A 20401-nucleotide genomic window follows, 5' to 3' on the forward strand; every position below is an offset into this window, starting at 1 on the left:
TCTTTTTCTAATTCCGTTTATTTAGCTGGATGCTTTTCTTTGTAGTCAGTAACTGCAGCCTTAATAGCATCTTCAGCCAAGATAGAGCAGTGAATTTTCACCGGTGGTAATGCCAACTCTTCAGCAATTAATGAGTTCTTAATCTCTAAAGCTTGATCCAAGGTCTTGCCCTTAACCCACTCGGTTACTAATGAAGATGAAGCAATCGCAGAGCCGCAGCCATAAGTCTTGAACTTGGCATCTTCGATCACGCCTTGATCGTTCACGCGAATCTGCAGCTTCATCACGTCGCCGCAAGCAGGCGCGCCAACCATACCAGTACCTACGCTATCGTCGCCCTTCTCAAAGGAGCCAACGTTACGGGGGTTTTCATAATGGTCGATGACCTTTTCACTATATGCCATGGTATTTCCTCTTTAATTTCTTTATCTAGATATTGCTTTTAGTGTGCAGCCCATTGAATCGTGCTCAAGTCGATTCCGTCTTTATACATTTCCCATAATGGGGAGAGCTCACGCAACTTCGCAATCTTTTCTTTCACTAACTTAATGGTGAAATCTACCTCTTCTTGAGTCGTAAAACGACCTAAGGTAAAACGAATCGAGCTGTGCGCCAACTCATCGTTACGACCCAATGCACGCAATACATACGAGGGCTCTAAGGATGCAGAAGTACACGCAGAGCCAGATGAGATAGCCAAATCTTTAAGCGCCATCAACATCGACTCACCTTCAACATAGTTAAAACTAATATTGAGGTTATGAGGAACACGATCGTCCATATCACCGTTGACATAGACTTCTTCAATATCTTTCAAGCCAGTCAATAGGCGGTCACGCAACCCACGGATACGCTTATTTTCTTCGGCCATCTCAATACGAGCAATGCGGAACGCCTCACCCATACCGACGATTTGATGAACGGCTAATGTGCCAGAACGCATACCGCGCTCATGACCACCGCCATGAATCTGAGCTTCAATACGAATACGGGGCTTGCGACGCACAAACAAAGCGCCGATACCCTTAGGTCCATAAGTCTTATGAGCAGAAAAACTCATCAAATCAACTTTGGTCTTCTCTAAGTCAATTGCTACTTTGCCAGTCGCTTGTGCAGCATCCACATGGAAAATCACACCGCGTGCACGGCACAAATCGCCAATGCGAGGAATATCTTGCACTACACCGATTTCATTATTGACATACATTACTGATGTCAAAATCGTACCCGGCTTCATGGCAGTTTCTAACTGCGCAAAATCAATCAAGCCGTTGGGCAAAACATCTAAGTAAGTCACTTCAAAACCTTCGCGCTCGAGTTCGCGACAGGTGTCTAGAGTTGCCTTGTGCTCGGTCTTCACAGTGATGATGTGATTACCGCGCTCTTTATAAAAATGGGTAGCACCCTTGAGAGCTAGGTTAATACTTTCAGTAGCGCCGCTAGTAAAAACGATCTCTCTTGGATCAGCATGAACTAATTGAGCTACTTCTGAACGCGCCCACTCCACTGCTTCTTCTGCAGCCCAGCCATAGGCATGACTGCGGGAAGCCGCATTACCGAATTGCTCACGCAAATACGGCAACATCTTGTCAACCACACGAGGATCAATCGGTGTTGTGGCTGAATAGTCCATGTACACCGGAAAGTGCTTAGGACTAAACATCGGAACCGGTTGCAAAGGAAGGTCTTGTGGTGCGTTCATATGGTATTTCTAGGTATGTAGGACTGCTGATTAAATTCGCTTAATTCGCTTAGCTTTGCCGCGCTAAATTAAAAACAGAATTCACTAATGGCGCTTTGGGAACAACTTCTTTTTTCGCTGCAAGTGCTGGAACTGGTTTTTCAGACTTGATACTTTCAACTTTCATTTTCTTTTGGCGCATGTCTTGAATCACAATGCCGCGCCCTTCTTGCTGCTGAACTAAATCTTTTAAGCTCACTGAGCTTAAGTACTCCACCATTTTGGAATTGAGATTGCTCCATAGATCATGAGTCATACAACGACCATGGCCTTCTTCTTCGGTATGACAGTTGCCTTTGCCACCACATTGAGTGGCATCCAATGGCTCATCAACTGCCACAATGATGTCAGCAACACTGACTTCATGGGATGGGCGCGCTAAGGTGTATCCACCTCCAGGGCCGCGTGTGCTTTCCACGATATTGAAACGGCGCAATTTACCAAACAACTGCTCGAGGTAAGAAAGGGAAATCTTTTGTCTTTGGCTAATTCCGGCCAAAGTTACAGGACCATGCGTTTCACGCAGGGCTAAATCAATCATTGCGGTTACTGCAAAACGACCTTTAGTTGTAAGTCTCATATGTCACCTTGGTAATGGATTGTTATGGACAGCTCATGGGCAGGCGGGTAATACCCGACCATTCCACTCAACTTTACCATATGACCCAGCAAACTGCTCGGGAATTATCCCAAAAATCCCCATTGCAAGCCTGGAATTAGCTTATTGAGTCTCTAGACCTAGCCCCAAAAGCCATTTCTTTGACCTTAGTGAGTCGATCTCGAGTGCTGGCGGCCTTTTCAAACTCGAGATTCTTGGCTTCAGCGTTCATCTGCTTCTCTAAGCGCTTGATTTCATTAGCTAAATCTTTCTCGCTCATATCCTCATAGCGAGCCCGCTCTTGCTCCACCTGCATCTCCTGGCGTTTCTCTTTGACGTCATAGACCCCGTCAATGATGTCCTTAATGCGTTTCTGCACCCCTTTGGGCTCGATTCCATGAAGCTTATTAAAGGCAATTTGCTTGGTGCGACGTCTTTCTGTCTCGCCCATGGCCCGTTTCATCGAGTCAGTGATCCGATCGGCATACAAAATAGCTTTGCCTCGCACATTGCGGGCGGCACGACCAATCGTCTGAATTAAGGAGCGCTCAGAACGCAAGAAACCTTCTTTATCAGCATCCAGAATTGCTACTAAGGAAACCTCTGGAATGTCCAAACCTTCGCGCAATAAATTAATGCCCACTAAAACATCGAATACACCTAAACGTAGATCGCGCAAAATTTCGACGCGTTCAACAGTGTCAATATCAGAATGAACATAGCGCACCTTGACACCATTATCTGAAAGATAGTCAGTGAGCTGCTCTGCCATACGTTTGGTAAGCACGGTGACTAAAACACGTTCACCCACTTTCACGCGCTCATGAATCTGACTGAGCAAATCATCGACTTGAGTGCTAGCTGGTAAGACCTCAATATCAGGATCAACTAAACCTGTTGGTCTTGCCACTTGTTCAACTACTTGACCTTGATGTTCTTTTTCATAATCAGCCGGCGTTGCAGAAACGAAAATAGTTTGACGCATTTTGGTTTCAAACTCGGTAAATTTGAGTGGCCGGTTATCCATTGCAGAAGGCAAACGGAAGCCAAACTCTACCAAAGTATGTTTACGAGATTTATCCCCGTTATACATAGCATTCAACTGACCAATCAAGACATGACTCTCGTCTAAAAACATCAGTGCGTCATTGGGCAGATAGTCCACCAGCGTAGGCGGGGCATCGCCAGGAGCGGCTCCTGAGAGGTGGCGAGAGTAGTTCTCGATACCCTTGCAGAAGCCCAATTCATTGAGCATCTCCAAATCAAAACGAGTGCGCTGTTCTAGACGCTGCGCCTCTACCAACTTACCATCTTTTACAAACTCATCGAGACGAGTTCGCAACTCTGTCTTAATAGTTTCAATCGCTTTGAGAACGGTTTCGCGAGGTGTCACATAATGCGAACTTGGGTAGACGGTAAAGCGAGGAATCTTTTGGCGTATTTTTCCAGTCAGTGGATCAAAGAATTGCAAACTCTCGACTACGTCATCAAACAACTCTACGCGGACTGCTAATTCATTATGTTCGGCTGGGAAAATATCAATCGTGTCACCGCGCACACGAAACACACCGCGTTTGAAATCAGTTTCATTACGGTCATACTGCATGGCAATCAGTCGCATCAAAATATCACGCTGACTCATCTTGTCACCAGGGCGTAGTGTCATCACCATGCTGTGATAGTCACCAGGGTTACCGATACCGTAAATGGCAGATACCGTTGCGACGATGATGACATCGCGTCTCTCCAGCAAACTCTTGGTTGCTGACAAACGCATCTGTTCGATGTGTTCGTTAATAGAGGAGTCTTTCTCAATAAAGAGGTCGCGCTGAGGCACATAAGCTTCAGGCTGGTAGTAGTCGTAGTAACTGACGAAGTACTCCACCGCATTTTTAGGAAAAAACTCCCTAAATTCACTGTAAAGCTGGGCAGCCAGCGTCTTATTGGGGGCAAAAATGATGGCTGGACGCCCTGTTCTAGCGATGACATTGGCCATCGTAAAAGTCTTTCCTGAGCCCGTTACCCCCAAAAGCGTCTGGAAGGTTAAACCATCCTCTATCCCCTCCACTAAGCCATCAATCGCTGCTGGCTGGTCGCCAGCAGGCGCAAAAGGCTGATAAAGCTGGTAAGGGGAGGCTGGGAAGGTGACAAACTTCGCAGGATCAAGGTCGTGGCCTACCTCACCCAAGGGATCAGCCATAGGGGTTTTGGGCGCTTCTTTTACTTCGGGTTTTGATCCAATTTTGGACGACTTAGGGGGCATCTCGGCTATCATTTCATCTGTGAGATATCTTCACAGCGAATTTTGTACAAACAATGATTTTGCCGTTTTTATTTAGAAATAGTTGGTTCTGACTTCAAAAACAGACAATTAATAGCAAAACTATCCTTAAACCACCATACCCGACCCCAAATGACCCTGTTTGCCTCAGTTCAATTAGCCCCTAAAGATCCTATTTTTGGCCTCACAGAAGCCTACGTTGCGGATCAACGCCCCGACAAAGTGAACCTCGGTGTTGGCGTGTACTACACAGATGAAGGCAAAGTGCCTCTCTTAAAAGCGGTGATCAAAGCGGAAGAGGCAATTGTGGCGAAACATTCACCACGAAGCTATATTCCAATCGAGGGTCCAAACCCCTATAACAGCGCAGTACAAAATTTATTATTTGGCGCAGACTCTGCTCTGATTAAAGACGGTCGCGTAGTGACTGCTGAATGTTTAGGGGGTACCGGTGCATTACGTGTTGGCGCTGACTTTATTAAGCGTCTCAATTTAAACGCACCTTGCGCAATCAGCAATCCAACCTGGGAAAATCATCGCGGTATTTTTGAATCCGCTGGCTTTGAAGTGCTGGAGTACACCTACTTTGATGGCACAACCCGTGGTGTTGATTTTGACGGCATGGTCAAATCCTTAGAATCATTCCCAAAACACACGACTGTGCTCTTACATGCATGCTGTCATAACCCAACTGGAGCAGATATTACTGAGGCGCAATGGCGTCAAGTGATCGAGATTTGCAAGCATAAAGGTTTGATTCCATTCTTGGATATGGCTTACCAAGGCTTTGCATCTGGGATTGAACAAGACGGTATTGCGGTTCGCCTTTTCGCTGAATCTGGTATGTCCTTCTTTGTGTCCAGTTCTTTCTCTAAATCATTCTCACTTTACGGCGAGCGTGTCGGCGCCCTGTCGATCGTGACCCAAAGCAAGGATGAATCTACTCGTGTGCTTTCACAATTAAAGCGCGTGATCCGTACTAACTATTCCAATCCACCAACACACGGTGCTGCAATCGCAGCAGCGGTTCTGAACTCTCCTGAGTTACGCAAGCTCTGGGAAGATGAATTAGCGGAAATGCGTGATCGCATTAAAGCCATGCGTCATGGTTTGGTTGAAAAATTGGCTACTGCTGGTGTGAAGCAAGATTTTGCTTTTATTGAAAAGCAGCATGGTATGTTTTCTTACTCAGGCTTAACTGCTGAGCAAGTTGATCGCTTACAGAAAGAAGATGGCATTTATGCCCTCTCTACTGGACGCATTTGTGTGGCGGCACTCAATACAAAAAATATTGATAAAGTAGCCAAAGCAATCGCCCGCGTATTAGCTCAAAAAGCATAATAAGCGGCTACATAGAATTACAGGGGGTACCATGCTTTATCAGTTACACGAGTTCCAAAAAGCCTTACTTCAACCCATGAGTTCATGGGCACGCGCTGCTTCTGAGGCTTTGATTAATGCCTCCAATCCAGCTTCAAAGGTTCCAGGATCAGAGCGTTTAGCTGCCAGCTACGAACTTCTCTATCGCCTCGGCAAAGACTACAAGAAACCAGAATTTGATATTCGTTCAGTCATAGCGCATGGTCATGAAGTAGCCGTCCATGAAATCACCAAGATTTCTAAGCCATTCTGTAATTTGATTCGCTTTAAGCGCTTCTCTGATGATGTCGATACCATCATCAAACTAAAAGAAGATCCTTCAGTACTGGTAGTGGCTCCAATGTCTGGACATCACGCCACACTATTGCGTGACACTGTACGAACCCTCTTGCAAGACCACAAGGTTTACATTACCGACTGGATTGATGCTCGCAATGTCCCAGTGAGTGAAGGTGAATTTAGTCTCGATGACTATGTTCATTACATTCAAGAATTTATTCGCTCTATTGGCGCCGAAGATTTACATGTGATCTCAGTATGTCAACCCACCGTGCCAACCTTAGGTGCTATTTCATTGATGGCATCTGCTGGTGAAACAACTCCTGCTTCGATGATCATGATGGGTGGCCCCATTGATGCTCGTAAATCACCTACTGCCGTAAATAACTTGGCAGAACAAAAATCTTTTGATTGGTTTGAAAGTCATGTGATTTACAAAGTACCACCAACCTATCCGGGTGCTGGTCGCCGCGTTTACCCAGGCTTCTTACAGCACACTGGCTTTATGGCCATGAACCCACAAAATCACCTCCAATCGCACTGGGACTACTTCCAGAATCTGGTGAAGGGTGATGAGCAGGATGCTGCATCCCATATTCGCTTCTATGACGAATACAACGCAGTATTGGATTTGGATGCGAAGTTCTACTTAGACACAATCAAAACTGTATTCCAAGACTACGCATTGCCAAACGGTACTTGGAAGGTTGCGGGAGAACTGGTTAAGCCGCAGGATATTCAGAAAACGGCCCTGCTTACAGTTGAGGGTGAGTTAGATGATATTTCTGGAAGTGGGCAGACTCGTTCTGCGCATGGTTTGTGTGCTGGCATCCCGAAAGAACATAAAGATCACTATGAAGTCGCTGGTGCTGGTCACTACGGTATTTTTGCCGGTCGTCGTTGGCGCAATAAGGTTTATCCAAAAATCAAAAACTTTATTCGTGAGCACCAAGTGGTGAATAAAAAAACTAAGGCAAGACCCCCTGCACTAGAGGGTTCTGACTAAGTCAATATCAGTGAGGGTCTACACCCTCACTTTTTAAACTTTCTAGGCAATGAAAACAAAACCGGCGAACGAGCTCACGGATCGCCTAGAGGATCTCCTTCCTCAAACCCAATGTACAAAATGTGGCTATCCAGATTGCAGAGGGTATGCAGAAGCTTTAGCTAGCGGAGAAGCGCTACCCAATCGCTGCCCACCAGGTGGTGTTGAAGGCATTAAAAGACTCAGCCAAGTTCTGACACCCATTTACCCTCAAGATGCTTTTGATCTTAATGACACAATTGATCCAGAGTGCGGCAAAGAACGTCCTAGACCGATTGCATTGATTGATCCGCAAAAATGTATTGGTTGCACACTCTGTATTCAGGCCTGTCCAGTTGATGCCATTGTGGGCGCATCTAAGCAAATGCACATGGTGCTCACTGAGTGGTGTACTGGTTGTGATCTCTGCATTCCACCGTGCCCCGTTGATTGCATCAGTATGGTTGATGTCACTGAGACAACAGGTTGGAATGCTTGGGCTCCTGAATTAGCTGAGCTCTCACGCAAGCGCTATCACGACCGCGAACATAGACTTGATCGTGAGCAAAAAGAGAATGATGAACGTTTAGCCAAAAAAGCGGCAGCTAAATTAGTAGCGGTCAATGCAGAACAGCCTACCACCGCGGAAGAGGAAAAAGAGCAAGAGCGCAAACGCGCCATCATTGCGGCGGCGATTGCCAGGGCACAGCAACAGAAATGATGAATCCTGATAAGCGGCGTGCTTTCTTTGAACAGCTCAAAGCCAATAACCCCAAACCAACCACCGAATTAGAGTACAGCTCTCCTTTTGAACTGTTGATTGCAGTGCTCTTATCAGCTCAAGCAACCGACGTATCGGTAAATAAGGGAACCAAGCAGTTGTTTAAAGTTGCCAATACGCCCCAAGCCCTTTTAGATCTTGGTGAAGAAGGCGTTCGTCCTTACATACAACACATTGGCCTATTCAATGCCAAAGGCAGACATATTCAAGAGACTTGCCAATTAGTGATTGAAAAGCATGGTGGTCAAGTTCCACAAACTCGGGAAGATCTTGAAGCGCTTCCAGGGGTTGGCCGAAAAACAGCGAATGTCATTCTGAATACTGCTTTTGGTCAACCAACCATTGCGGTTGATACCCATATCTTTCGCGTATCCAATCGCACCGGTCTTGCGCCTGGTAAAGATGTCGTCAAAGTCGAAGAGCAATTACTCAAAAGAGTACCCAAGGAGTATCTACTAGACGCACATCATTGGCTTATTCTGCATGGCAGATACACTTGTAAAGCACGCAATCCTGAGTGTGCTCAATGTATCGTCGAGCCACTCTGTGGCTTTAAACAAAAAACTGGCAAAGGAAAAGTTCGTGGCGATATTTAATCCAACTCGCGAAGAAGTGCGCCGCTTTTTCTGTGATACCTGGAAAAAGAAAACTGAGAATCGCATCCTGGATCCAATGGAGACACTTGCAAGCAACTGGATGGAGCAACATCCTGAATACCACGCATTATTAACCGATCCTGAAGCTGCCTTAGAGCAAGATTACACACCAGAGCGGGGTGAAACCAATCCCTTCTTGCATCTATCCATGCATTTATCTATTGGCGAACAGATCTCCATTAATCAACCACCTGGCATTAAAGAGATCGCTGAAAAACTCAGTAAGAAATTAGGCTCTGAACATGAAGCTCAACACTTGATGATGGAATGCTTGGGTCAAGTTATGTGGGAAGCACAGCGAGAAGGTAAAGCACTGAACCCCGAGAACTATCTCGAGGCCCTGAACAAGCTAATTTAGGTATTGACCTTTTTAGACAGGTTCAAAGAGGTGGGTTTTTTGCCCATCTTGTGTTTCCTGAAATACCACCTTCACCTTTTGCCCAACGCGAATCGAATCAAAATCGCAATGAGTCAAATGAGTCAGTATGGAGATGCCCTCATTTAAGCGCACATAGGCCATCGCAAACGGCACTTCGACACCACGTCTCATCACGGTATAGGAGTAGATTTCACCCAGGCCGGCAGATTTCACCCAAGTCGTATCATTACTGCCGCAATGCGGACAGATCGTGCGTGGATAGTAATGCACTTCTTTGCAAGCATTGCAATGCTTTAAGACCAATTGGTTGTTCTGCGCAGCTTCTAGGAAAGCCTTATTTTCAGGATTAGCAACTGGGCTTGGCAAACGATATTCTGTATTAGCCGAATTTTTTTCATTTACTTGACTCATGACAGTCTCCCTAAAATTAATACTGCTGCACCATGACGAGTACCCAGTGCGCCACCAATACCTGAGGCAAGTGCAAACTCTAAATTGGGGACTTGTACTACTGGATGCGCTTCACCACGCAACTGTCTGACTGCTTCAATGACTTTTGTCATACCGCCGCGATTAGCTGGATGGTTATTGCATAAGCCGCCTCCATCGGTATTAAAAGCTAACCGACCTTTGCCTGAAATTAATTGACCACCTTCAACAAACTTGCCACCCTCACCCTTCTTACAGAACCCTAGATCTTCCAACTGAATCAGGACGGTAATGGTGAAGCTGTCATAAATAGATGCATACCGAATTTGCTCAGGTGTTAACTTGGCCTCCTTAAATGCTAAGGGTGCAGCCCAAGCTAACCCAGAATAAGTAAGGTCGACCTTGCCACCCATCTGACCTTTCGTCGTTTCACCGGCGCCCATCATGGTCACTACCGGTTTTTTCAAGGTCTTCGCAATATCGGGATGAACTACGACCAAAGCACCGCCGCTATCTGTTACTACACAGCAGTCAGCACGATGCAAAGGATCAGCAATCATTGGGGAGTTCAAGACATCTTCAACAGTCAGAACATCTTTCAATGCTGCATGAGGATTATGCTGTGCATGATGTGAAGCTGCTACCTTGATCCATGCAAGCTGCTCACTGGTAGTGCCAAACTCATACATATGGCGCATAGCACACATGGCATAAGTATTTAATGGCGCTGGTGAATACGGTTTTTCAAAAGCAAAATCAGGAGCACTAGCCCATTGACTACGAACTTGTGTACCGCTAGAGCCTTCAGACTTCGGCCGTCCGGCCAAGGTAATTAAAGCTACCTTGCACTGGCCTGCTGCAATCGCACGAGCGGCATGGTTCACGTGAGTTAAATAGGAAGATCCACCAGTATCCGTTGAATCTAAATACGTGAGTTTTTTCAAACCCAAATAATCTGCCATGGATACAGGACCCATACCAGGCGCGTCACCTGCACAAAAATAACCATCAACATCATCTAGTGTTAGGCCGGCGTCTTGCAAAGCCCCACGCGCTACTTCCGCATGCAGCTGAGCAACCGTATGATCGGGCGCCACCCTGAGGGGATGCTCATATATTCCAGCAATACAGGTATTGGATGTAAATGACATGAATCTTCCTTTAGTAAACCCTTAAATCGATCATTAATCAATCGTAATTTGTGATTGCGCAATTAGCTTACGCCACTTTTCAATTTCACTTTTAATGAATAAAGAAAACTGTTCGGATGTTCCTGGCATGGGATCAGCACCCTGTGCAATCAGCTTATCCTTAAATTTAGGATCCGCCAAAATACTTTGCAATTCTTTGTTCAAGCGATTACGAATCTCTACTGGTAAGTTTGCAGGAGCAACCAAGCCATACCAGGTTGCCATGTCATAACCAGGCAAGCCAGATTCTGCGATGGTTGGAATATTGGGTGCAGCACTTGATCGTTTTGCAGTAGTAATCCCTAGCGCTCTTAAGCTACCCGACTTCACATGGGGCAGACCACTTGGTAAGTTCGGAAAACTCATATCTACTTGACCGGAGATCACATCAGGCATGGCACTGCCAGTACCTTTGTATGGCACATGAATCATGTCAATCTTAGCCATTTTTTCAAATAGCACGGCTGAGAGATGGACAGATGTTCCGCTGCCACTAGAGGCAAAGGTCAGTCTGCCAGGGTTTGCTCTAGCTGCTGCAATCAATTCACCAACTGATTTATAGGGTGAGTTCGCTGGAACGATTAGGATATTGGGAGCTGAAAATACTCCACCGATGGCTGTGAAATCCTTCACCGGGTCATAGGGCAAGTTTTTATACAGAGACGCATTCACTGCATGACCAATGGATGGGAAATACAAGGTATAGCCATCTGGAGCAGAGCGAGCTACTAACTCTGCAGCAATATTGCCGTTAGCGCCGGCCTTATTCTCAACCACAACAGCTTGCCCCAGTCGATTCGATAAGCCTTCTGCCAGGGCGCGCCCTACTGTGTCAGCCGAGCCGCCAGGAGAAAAGCCAACAATTAAATGAATAGGTTTATTGGGATACGTGGATACGCTATCAGCAGCAAAGGCCGAACTCAATCCCATCCAAAATATCAGGACTGAGAAAAACTTTTTAGATTGCAAGCTAGAAACCAAATTATTTCTCAAGCTGACGCATTGGTACACCACTTAGCTCTTGCAACTCTTCAAAGCTAAGGCCATCGATCCAATCGACCGCTACTAAACCTTCTGGTGTTACAGCAACCGTTGCTAAGTCGGTGTAGATGCAATCTACCGCTGCCAAAGCAGTGAGAGGATAAGTGCATTCTTGAACGAACTTAGATTCCCCTGACTTAGTTAGGTGCTCCATCATCACAAATAACTTCTTGGCACCAAGAGCTAAATCCATTGCACCACCCACCGCTGGAATTGCCTTAGGGTCACCAGTTCGCCAGTTTGCAATGTCGCCTTTGACAGAAACTTGAAAGGCACCCAATACACAGATATCAATATGCCCGCCACGAATCATCACGAAAGAATCGGCATGATGACATAACGAGGCACCTGGCAACATAGTGACAGGCTGCTTACCTGCATTCACCAACTCTTCATCGATTTCATGGTCTTTTGCTAATGGGCCCATACCAAGCAGTCCATTCTCAGAATGCATCAAGATTTCTTTATCTGCAGGTAAATAATTACAAATCGTCATGGGCTGACCAATACCCAAGTTGACATGAGCACCGTCTGGTATATCTTGAACAATGCGCTTGGCAATGTCGGCGGTTGAACGCTTTTGTACTTTAGAGAGATCAATCATGATTTACCTCCAACAGGTACCACGCGTTTTACAAAAATTCCGGGAGTCACTACATTCTCTGGATCTAATGTGCCGAGCTCGACAACTTCATTGACTTGCGCAATGGTGCAACGAGCGGCTGTAGCCATAATCGGACCAAAGTTGCGACCAGTACGGTGATAGGTTAGATTTCCCCAACGATCACCTTTGTCAGCTTTTATCAATGCATAGTCCGCTTTAATGGCAGTTTCAAAAATATGATTCACGCCGTCAATTACGCGCGTATCTTTACCCTTTGCAAGCTCGGTGCCAAAGCCCGTTGGCGTGTAAAAACCACCGATACCTGCACCACCAGCACGAATACGTTCTGCTAGAGTGCCTTGGGGAACAAGTTCTAATTCAATCTTACCTGCACGATAGAGATCATCAAATGCGCCAGATTCTGGTTGACGGGGAAAAGAACAAACCATCTTCTTAACCTGTCCAGCTCCAATCAATTTGGATATGCCAATGCCAGAGTTGCCGGCATTATTGCTGACGATCGTCAGATTCTTCGCGCCCTGCTCTGCTAAAGCATCCAATAAGTAAATGGGGAGGCCTGCACCACCAAAACCCGAAACCAAAATGGTTGAGCCATCACTAATATCCTGCACAGCCTGCGCCACGCTAGGAATGATTTTGTCTATCACTTCCTGTCTCCATCTATTTTTTATGGGTACCGCTTTTCAGCTTTTTGCCCAATTTCTACTAATTTAATGCATCAGAGTAAAGATCTGATCTTTCTTGCAAAATCAAGGGCGGAGGGGCCATCTCCATGAATGCAAAGTGTGTCGGCCTGTAGCTTGACAAGCTTTTGATCAATCGAGAGCACTTCGTTGCTAGAAGCCATCCGAACAGCTTGCTGCGCAGCCTCATCTTCATCCTCTATTAATGCACCTACTTCAGAGCGTGGCACTAAATATCCTTGAGAGGTATAACGTCTATCCGCAAAAACCTCTTGCCATAATTGAACACCTACCGCATTTGCAGCTTCAACATAGCAACTACCTGCTAAGCCATACAAAATGACATCCCCTCCCAAATCTTTGACAGCCAGAGCAATTGCTTTAGCCAACTCTATATCTTTGGCGGCCTGGTTATAAAGAGCTCCATGTGGCTTGACATGATGCAAGTTGCCATTCATGGAATCAATAAAAGCTTTCAGAGCCCCTGCCTGATACATCACGTAGTTATAGGCGTCATTAGGGGTAACGGCCATCTCTCTTCGACCAAAACCAATTAAGTCTGGCAGGCTCGGGTGAGCCCCAATAAAAACATTTTTCTGAATTGCAGCAGCGACTAAATTTTTCATCCGTTCAGGATCACCAGCGTGCCAGCCACAAGCAATATTGGTAGAGTCTATATAGTCGAGCAACGAAAAGTCATCGCCCATCTGCCAGACCCCAAACCCCTCACCCATATCGCAATTCAGATCAATTTTCTTTGTCATAACTTACACAATAGAGCAGACTCAATATTATTCAAGGTTTTAATCTGGTTAGCAAAGTACAAAGCATTTATCTTATCGGCATCTTCCAGTGTAGCTCTTATAAATTGGAATTTATCTCCAGGCTTTAATTGTGCCAATTTTGAACGTTCAGAGCGTACTACCTCTAATAATCTAGGGTAGCCACCCGTAGTCTGATGTTCGGATAACATCAAGATTGGCTGTCCAGAAGGTGGTAACTGAACCGTGCCAAACCAGATACCTTGCGAAGGTATGCCAGCAATAGAACTAGAAATTTTGAAGTGACTATCCAATCGCATGCCCATACGATTACTTTGCGATGAAACCGTCCAAACCGTCTTCCAAAGCAATTCTTGATCTTGATCACTGAGTAAATCCAAGTGCAAGCTTGGGATTGCTGCAATAAATTGAGCTTCATGAGTAGGAATGCTTGGAGAAGCAATAAACCACTTCGTAGAGTCCGCACCACGCTTCATCATATTTTCTAGTAGTGGCTTTTCATCAGAATAATGAGGTTGCGATAAATAGAGGACATCCCCTTTTTGTATCGGCTTACTTCCAATACCCGAACTCAAATGTGAACTACCGCCCCCCAGAATAGATTTCGTCAGAATACCTCCAGCAATCGCCAAGAAAATTCTATAACCTTGTTGCATTGAGGAAAAACGAAGGATTTGACCCTGATGAATTCGGATTGGGCGATTACCAAAGACACGTCTCCCATCAATTTTCGCCTCACAATAGGCGCCCACCCAAGCAACCCAAGTATCAGTATGAAACAACAATTGAGGCCCAATGCCTGTAATCTCCAGCCCTGCGGCACTTGTTAGATTACCAATGAGTGCGTTTGCTAAAGCTGCGCTATCTACATCGACGGGGCCACCCGAGCTAAGTGCTAAATGTGCATAACCATGGCGCGGAAGATCCTGAATGGTGGTTAAAGTACCAGAGGTAATAACATCAACTGTATTGACTTTACTTAGTACTAAATTTTCTAATTGCGAGGAGTTTTGCGTTGCCTCTAATTGAATCTTTTTATATTCATCTAAGCTGATCTCAATAAATTCAACTCGAGTGCCGGGGGTCAATAAATTAGGTGGCACTCTTGTAGCGTCGAACAAGATATCTGGCGTTCTCCCAATAACGTTCCAGCCCCCTGGAGTAGATTTTGGATACAGCCCAGTCTGTAACTCAGCAATAGCCACAGACCCAGCTGGCACGGCAGTCCGCGGGGATTCAAGGCGAGGCAATCTTAAGGCTGGATCTAAGCCGCTACAGTATGCAAAACCAGGCATAAAACCCAAAATGTCGACATATGTTTCTGAGTTTTTATGTCGATTGATAAATTCCCGAACCGTCATCTTACATTTTTGCGCACTACTTAATAAATCAGGAGCCACCTCAGGGTCGTAGCAAACTCGAATACGATATGTCAGCTCATTTTTTTCTGGTAATTTACTTGAGCTGGAAATGTCTTTGAGAGCAGCCTGCAAAGCAATCCGCGCACTCGAACGTGTCTGCGCAAATTCAAGGCTTTCAAAATTCAAACAGACTAAAAGACTGTCAATACCCGGAATAACGTCGAGCAACCAAGGAGGAGAATTGGACAATAAAAGCTCACACAATTGATGAACTTTAGTCAGCGCATTACTTTGCCCCCGAAAATCGACTAAGAGGGCTGCATCACCAACATCTAAGATATTGATTTCACTAGAAGACTTTTGAGAACTCTTTAAAGCCATCGGGCATTACTTAATTTCTTTTTGCAAAAACTGATCAGGCAACCATGTCACCAAATCAGGCCAAATGGTGATTAAAGCCACCGCCAATACCATCATGCCAAAAAAAGGTAGCGAGACCTTAGCGATGTAATTACTATCCTTGCCGGTCATACTCTGCAAAACAAATAAGTTAAAACCAACCGGTGGCGTCACTTCTGCAATCTCGACCAACAAGACAATAAAGATCCCAAACCATACCAAATCAAATCCAGCCTGCTGAACCATAGGCAGGACAGTTACCGTTGTTAGGGCAATCATTGAAATGCCATCTAATGCCGTTCCCAATAAGATGTAAATAATTGTCAAAACAAAAATAAGGGCCCAAGGTGAAAGGTACATACTTTGCACCCACTCAGCAAGCCCCCTTGGGATTCCGGTGTAACTCATGACAATTGACAAAAAAGAGGTCGCCCCCAAAACAAACATAATCATTGCAGTCAGCCTTGTAGCCGATAGAAGACTTTGCCAAAAATTACTCCATGATAAGTTTCTGCCAGCTGCCGCTAAAATCAACGACCCCACTACCCCATAAGCAGCAGCCTCAGTTGCAGTAGAGTATCCAGCCAACATCAACCATGCAATAAAGATAATTAAGGCAGTACAGGGTATTAATTGCCCAATTGAATGAATGCGCTGCTGCCAAGAATACCTTTCTGCAGGAGGCGTCTTATCGGGATTGAGTAGCGCCCAAACAATGATGTACCCGGAGAATAAGCCCATCAAGATAGCGCCGGGTATAAATCCTGCCAAAAAAATACGAATGATGGATTGATCCGCTGCTACAGCATAGACCACCATCGTAATTGACGGGGGAATCAAAATTCCCAAAGTACCAGCGCAGGATAAGGACCCCAGGGTAATCTTTTCGTCATAACCACGCTTAGTTAATTCAGGCAGAGCAGATTTTGCAATCGTCGCGCACGTTGCAGCAGATGATCCAGATACAGAGCCAAAAATTCCACAACCCAAAATATTCACATGCATCAACCTACCTGGCAACCAATTCAGCCAAGGAGATAATCCAGTAAACATTTGTTCTGAGAGCTTTGTTCTAAATAAAATTTCTCCCATCCAAACAAATAATGGAAGTGAGGCCAAAGTGTAGGATGAACTTGAATTCCACCAGACATTAGCCAAATTCATCATGGTGTCTTTATCAGAAAAGACAGCTAAGCCAAACCAAGCCGTAATTGCTACACCTGCTGGAATCCAAATTCCCATCAGCAATAAGAAGGTCATCAATACCAACAATATCAATGCGATTACAGTAATACTCAAAGAGTCTCTCCAAAATCGCCAGCGCTTAAACGCTCCTCAGCCATTTGCTGATAACGAGGCTTACCTCCACGTAGCACTCTAAAAAACTCATCTAAAACTGCTAAGAAAAATATCAAGCATCCCAGCGCAGCAAAAATCTGAGGCATCCAGAGTGGCACAATGATTTGACCCTGAGAAACATCATTAAATTCCCAACTCTGGTAGACGAATAATGAAAAAGCTAAGAGTGCAAACAAGCAGAATCCAGACATAACTGCAAGGCTAAATATCTCCAGGCGATTTTTCCAGATTGGGCCAAGTCTACTTAAAAATATTTCGACTCTGACAATACCGCCATGCTGAAAGGTTTGCCCCAAAATTAAAAATGCAGATGCAGCGCAGAACCAAGCAATCAAATCATCAGCGCCACGCAGATTAATGCCAAATTCTCGGGATAACGACATTGATACCATCAAAACACAAATACTCAGAATGCATAAGGCCGCCAAAACGGCGGCCCAATGAATTAAGCCATCAAGCAAACGACCATACAGACTTCGCAAGGCTGGCATCAATTTTATTTCTTAAAGTCTTCGATAATTTTTTGACCTTCATCGCCAGCGCTTCGAATCCACTCAGCGACCATAATACGACCCACTCTATCTAGATCATTCTTTAATTGGGTGGATGGCTTTTGCACAAGCATGCCATTTTTTGCCAAAGTTTCGTTGTAAAGCTTGGTTTTTTCCTCGGAAACTTTTGTGCCCCGTTTTTCAGCTTCAGCACATGCTTTCAATAATGCAGTCTGAGTGGGTTTATCTAAGGAGTCAAAAGCTTTTTGATTAATCATCAAAATATTCTTAGGCAACCAAGCATCAACTTCATAGTAATACTTTAAGCTCTCCCAAGCTTTAATATCTACGCCAGTAGCACCAGAAGTCATCATTGAATTAATCGTTCCTGTTGCCATCGCTTGCGCTAAGTCAGCAACCTGAACTGTTACTGGCTGAGCGCCAACCAATTCTGCAATCTTCGATGTCGCTGGGTTGTAGGCCCTCCACTTCAAGCCCTTCATATCAGTGCCAGAGTTAATTGGATTTTTGGAGTAAAGACCTTGCGGAGGCCAGGGTACCGCATAAACTACTTTCAAACCCTGTTTTTGCAGCGCAGACTCTGTGGCATTTTTTGAAAGTTTCCAAAGCTTTTCAGAATCTTTATAACTTGTTGCTAAGAATGGAATGGAGTCGACGCCAAAAATCGGATTCTCATTAGCAAGCACGGAGATTAAAACCTCTCCCATCTGCGCCTGCCCAGTTTGAACTGCTCGCTTAATTCCATTTGCAGGAAACAGAGAGCCATTAGGATGCACAACAATTTTTAACGAGCCCCCTGTAGCTTTTTCTACGTCAGCAGCTAATTGCTGCAGATTTTCTGTATGAAAATTGCTAACTGGGTAGGCGCTTGCCAAATCCCATTTAGTTTGGGCTTGAGCGCTCAGAACCCAAAAGCCAAATAACACAGCAATCAAGGACTTGGAATGCTTTATGAATTGCAAACTCATTTTTGTCTCCAGTTGAATTTTATGAGGGAGGGTATTGCTTAAATTTAATACTAATATAACTGAGAAATTGCCTCTTTAATTGCTAATGGCAGCTGCTTAGACAGCGCCCTTCTACTCTCTAATGTGGATTTCGAGATCTCTTGAGTTCTAGCTGACCAGGCCGAAGCTGGGAAAAAAGCATCGTCTTGGTATCTAGGAATGATGTGCCAATGAATATGCGGGACCATATTACCTAAGGCTGCTAAATTGACCTTGTCTGGATGCATGACATGACGCACTGCCTCTTCAACTACAAATACCAGGCTCATGACATGCTCACGCTCACCATAAGTGAGATCTGACATCTCTGCGATATGCCGATTCCAAATCACACGACAGAATCCTGGCAAATCAGGGTCATTCACCAGAATGACTCGACAGTCATCACCGCGCCAAATGAGTTCACCCTCTTCAGGTCTGAGATCGTCTTTACAGAGTACGCAATTTGCCATGGGAAGAATGTATACGAAAACGGCACCTAAGTCACCCTTGTAGGGTAATTTAGATGCCGCAGTAGTAAGGGTGCTACTACTTAAAACTGCTTAGGGATTCTTAATGGAATTGCTCTTCTTCAGTAGAACCAGTCAATGCAGTCACAGAAGACTTACCACCTTGAATGACGGTAGTGACATCGTCGAAGTAGCCGGTACCCACTTCTTGCTGATGTGAAACGAATGTGTAACCACGGTCACGGGCAGCAAATTCGGGCTCTTGCACTTTCTCAACATAAGCAGTCATGCCACGCTTAGAGTAGTCTTGCGCCAAGTCGAACATGTTGTACCACATCGAGTGGATGCCAGCGAGAGTAATAAATTGATATTTGTAACCCATCGCACCCAACTCACGTTGGAACTTCGCAATCGTTGCATCATCCAAGTTTTTCTTCCAGTTGAAAGAGGGTGAACAGTTATAAGCCAACATCTTGCCTGGGAACTTCGCACGAATGGCTTCAGCAAATTTACGAGCAAAATCAAGATCAGGCGTACCTGTTTCACACCAAACCATATCAGCGTATGCAGCATATGCCAGACCACGTGAGATTGCCTGATCTAAGCCCTTACGTGTTTTATAAAAACCTTCTGGGGTACGTTCGCCAGTCAAGAATGGCTTATCGTTTTCATCATAGTCAGAGGTCAATAAGTCAGCAGCTTCAGCATCGGTACGAGCCAGAATAATCGTTGGCACACCCATCACGTCAGCAGCTAAACGTGCAGAGATCAACTTTTGTACAGACTCTGTCGTTGGCAACAATACTTTGCCACCTAAGTGACCGCACTTTTTCACCGAAGATAATTGGTCTTCGAAGTGAACGCCAGCCGCACCTTGTTTAATTAATGCTTTACTTAGTTCAAACGCATTTAATACACCACCAAAACCTGCTTCAGCATCAGCAACGATCGGCGCAAAGTACTCGATATAACCAACATCGCCTTTATTGATCCCTTTTGCAGTCTGAATTTCATCAGCTCGCTGGAATGAGTTATTAATACGCTCAACCATTTTTGGAACTGAATCGACTGGATATAAAGATTGATCGGGATACATCGCTGCATATGAATTCCCGTCAGCAGCAACTTGCCAACCAGATAAGTAAATTGCCTGAATGCCAGCTTTCACTTGTTGCATCGCTTGACCGCCAGTCAAGGCTCCCAAACAGTTGACATAAGCTTCGTTATTCACCAACTCCCAAAGACGTTCTGCGCCGTGCTTGGCTAAAGTGTGCTCAATCTTCAATGAGCCACGAAGACGGACAACATCTTCAGCCGTATAACCACGAGTAATACCTTTCCAACGTGGGTTGGTATCCCAATCCTTCTGTAAGGCTGCGATTTCTGCTTTGCGATCTGCCATGGTTTTCTCCCTAAGTTAAACAAGTACTTCAAAATTTGAGACC

Annotated in this window: 21 protein-coding genes; 5 read left to right on the forward strand and 16 right to left on the reverse strand. The window is 45.2% G+C overall.

What is annotated here, in order from left to right; translation table 11 throughout:
• Positions 1-17 precede the first annotated feature (17 nt).
• The 4 genes from iscU to uvrB form a co-directional block, all read right to left on the reverse strand.
• Positions 18-404: a Fe-S cluster assembly scaffold IscU gene (gene iscU / locus VC178_RS00520; RefSeq protein WP_215319777.1), complete on the reverse strand. Its 387-nt coding sequence runs from the start codon at positions 402-404 to the stop codon at positions 18-20.
• 38 nt (positions 405-442) lie between these two features.
• On the reverse strand, positions 443-1702 hold the full coding sequence (locus VC178_RS00525) for an IscS subfamily cysteine desulfurase (protein ID WP_416350520.1): 1260 nt from the start codon (positions 1700-1702) through the stop codon (positions 443-445).
• A 49-nt stretch (positions 1703-1751) separates the two neighbouring features.
• Positions 1752-2321, reverse strand: coding sequence for a Fe-S cluster assembly transcription factor (locus VC178_RS00530; RefSeq protein WP_323481227.1), 570 nt, complete (start codon positions 2319-2321; stop codon positions 1752-1754).
• Positions 2322-2457: 136 nt separating this feature from the next.
• On the reverse strand, positions 2458-4539 hold the full coding sequence (gene uvrB, locus VC178_RS00535; RefSeq protein ID WP_323481228.1) for an excinuclease ABC subunit UvrB: 2082 nt from the start codon (positions 4537-4539) through the stop codon (positions 2458-2460).
• A gap of 213 nt (positions 4540-4752) precedes the next feature.
• Here uvrB and VC178_RS00540 point away from each other — a divergent pair, with 213 nt between their 5' ends.
• The 5 genes from VC178_RS00540 to VC178_RS00560 are packed head-to-tail and all read left to right on the forward strand — an operon-like array spanning position 4753 to position 9098.
• Positions 4753-5961, forward strand: coding sequence for an amino acid aminotransferase (locus VC178_RS00540; protein WP_323481229.1), 1209 nt, complete (start codon positions 4753-4755; stop codon positions 5959-5961).
• Between the two features lie 31 nt (positions 5962-5992).
• Positions 5993-7285, forward strand: coding sequence for a polyhydroxyalkanoate depolymerase (locus VC178_RS00545; protein WP_216124402.1), 1293 nt, complete (start codon positions 5993-5995; stop codon positions 7283-7285).
• Positions 7286-7334: 49 nt separating this feature from the next.
• Positions 7335-8024: an electron transport complex subunit RsxB gene (gene rsxB / locus VC178_RS00550; protein ID WP_323481230.1), complete on the forward strand. Its 690-nt coding sequence runs from the start codon at positions 7335-7337 to the stop codon at positions 8022-8024.
• Positions 8024-8680, forward strand: a complete 657-nt coding sequence (gene nth, locus VC178_RS00555) for an endonuclease III (RefSeq protein ID WP_323481575.1) — start codon at positions 8024-8026, stop codon at positions 8678-8680. Before rsxB ends, nth begins: the two co-directional genes overlap by 1 nt.
• Complete coding sequence (locus tag VC178_RS00560) at positions 8673-9098, forward strand: DUF1841 family protein (protein ID WP_323481576.1); 426 nt, start codon at positions 8673-8675, stop codon at positions 9096-9098. Before nth ends, VC178_RS00560 begins: the two co-directional genes overlap by 8 nt.
• A gap of 12 nt (positions 9099-9110) precedes the next feature.
• On the opposite strand, the gene VC178_RS00565 is transcribed toward VC178_RS00560, so the two are convergent.
• The 12 genes from VC178_RS00565 to aceA all read right to left on the reverse strand — a co-directional run bounded on the left by VC178_RS00565 (position 9111) and on the right by aceA (position 20358).
• Entirely contained in the window at positions 9111-9530 is a 420-nt protein-coding gene (locus tag VC178_RS00565) for a Zn-ribbon domain-containing OB-fold protein (protein ID WP_216124404.1), read from the reverse strand.
• A complete protein-coding gene (locus tag VC178_RS00570) occupies positions 9527-10699 on the reverse strand; it encodes a thiolase domain-containing protein (RefSeq protein WP_323481231.1) in 1173 nt (390 codons plus the stop codon). Before VC178_RS00570 ends, VC178_RS00565 begins: the two co-directional genes overlap by 4 nt.
• A 33-nt stretch (positions 10700-10732) precedes the next feature.
• Positions 10733-11731, reverse strand: coding sequence for a tripartite tricarboxylate transporter substrate binding protein (locus VC178_RS00575; RefSeq protein ID WP_323481232.1), 999 nt, complete (start codon positions 11729-11731; stop codon positions 10733-10735).
• Positions 11721-12383, reverse strand: coding sequence for a 3-oxoacid CoA-transferase subunit B (locus VC178_RS00580; protein WP_216178214.1), 663 nt, complete (start codon positions 12381-12383; stop codon positions 11721-11723). The genes VC178_RS00575 and VC178_RS00580 overlap by 11 nt, the downstream gene beginning before the upstream one ends.
• Positions 12380-13051, reverse strand: coding sequence for a 3-oxoacid CoA-transferase subunit A (locus VC178_RS00585; RefSeq protein ID WP_215319771.1), 672 nt, complete (start codon positions 13049-13051; stop codon positions 12380-12382). Before VC178_RS00585 ends, VC178_RS00580 begins: the two co-directional genes overlap by 4 nt.
• A 71-nt stretch (positions 13052-13122) precedes the next feature.
• Positions 13123-13851, reverse strand: coding sequence for a 5-oxoprolinase subunit PxpA (locus VC178_RS00590; protein ID WP_323481233.1), 729 nt, complete (start codon positions 13849-13851; stop codon positions 13123-13125).
• Positions 13848-15611, reverse strand: a complete 1764-nt coding sequence (locus tag VC178_RS00595) for an urea amidolyase family protein (protein WP_323481234.1) — start codon at positions 15609-15611, stop codon at positions 13848-13850. Before VC178_RS00595 ends, VC178_RS00590 begins: the two co-directional genes overlap by 4 nt.
• 6 nt (positions 15612-15617) lie before the next feature.
• Positions 15618-16928, reverse strand: coding sequence for a TRAP transporter large permease subunit (locus VC178_RS00600; protein WP_323481235.1), 1311 nt, complete (start codon positions 16926-16928; stop codon positions 15618-15620).
• Entirely contained in the window at positions 16925-17479 is a 555-nt protein-coding gene (locus VC178_RS00605) for a TRAP transporter small permease (protein WP_323481236.1), read from the reverse strand. Before VC178_RS00605 ends, VC178_RS00600 begins: the two co-directional genes overlap by 4 nt.
• Before the next feature lie 5 nt (positions 17480-17484).
• Positions 17485-18468, reverse strand: a complete 984-nt coding sequence (locus VC178_RS00610; protein WP_323481237.1) for a TRAP transporter substrate-binding protein — start codon at positions 18466-18468, stop codon at positions 17485-17487.
• A 50-nt stretch (positions 18469-18518) separates the two neighbouring features.
• Positions 18519-18959, reverse strand: a complete 441-nt coding sequence (locus tag VC178_RS00615; RefSeq protein WP_216178208.1) for an HIT family protein — start codon at positions 18957-18959, stop codon at positions 18519-18521.
• Between the two features lie 100 nt (positions 18960-19059).
• On the reverse strand, positions 19060-20358 hold the full coding sequence (gene aceA, locus VC178_RS00620) for an isocitrate lyase (RefSeq protein ID WP_215296459.1): 1299 nt from the start codon (positions 20356-20358) through the stop codon (positions 19060-19062).
• Between the last annotated feature and the right edge of the window lie 43 nt (positions 20359-20401).

Source organism: Polynucleobacter sp. AP-Sanab-80-C2 (assembly GCF_035012965.1).
Taxonomy (GTDB): Bacteria; Pseudomonadota; Gammaproteobacteria; order Burkholderiales; family Burkholderiaceae; genus Polynucleobacter.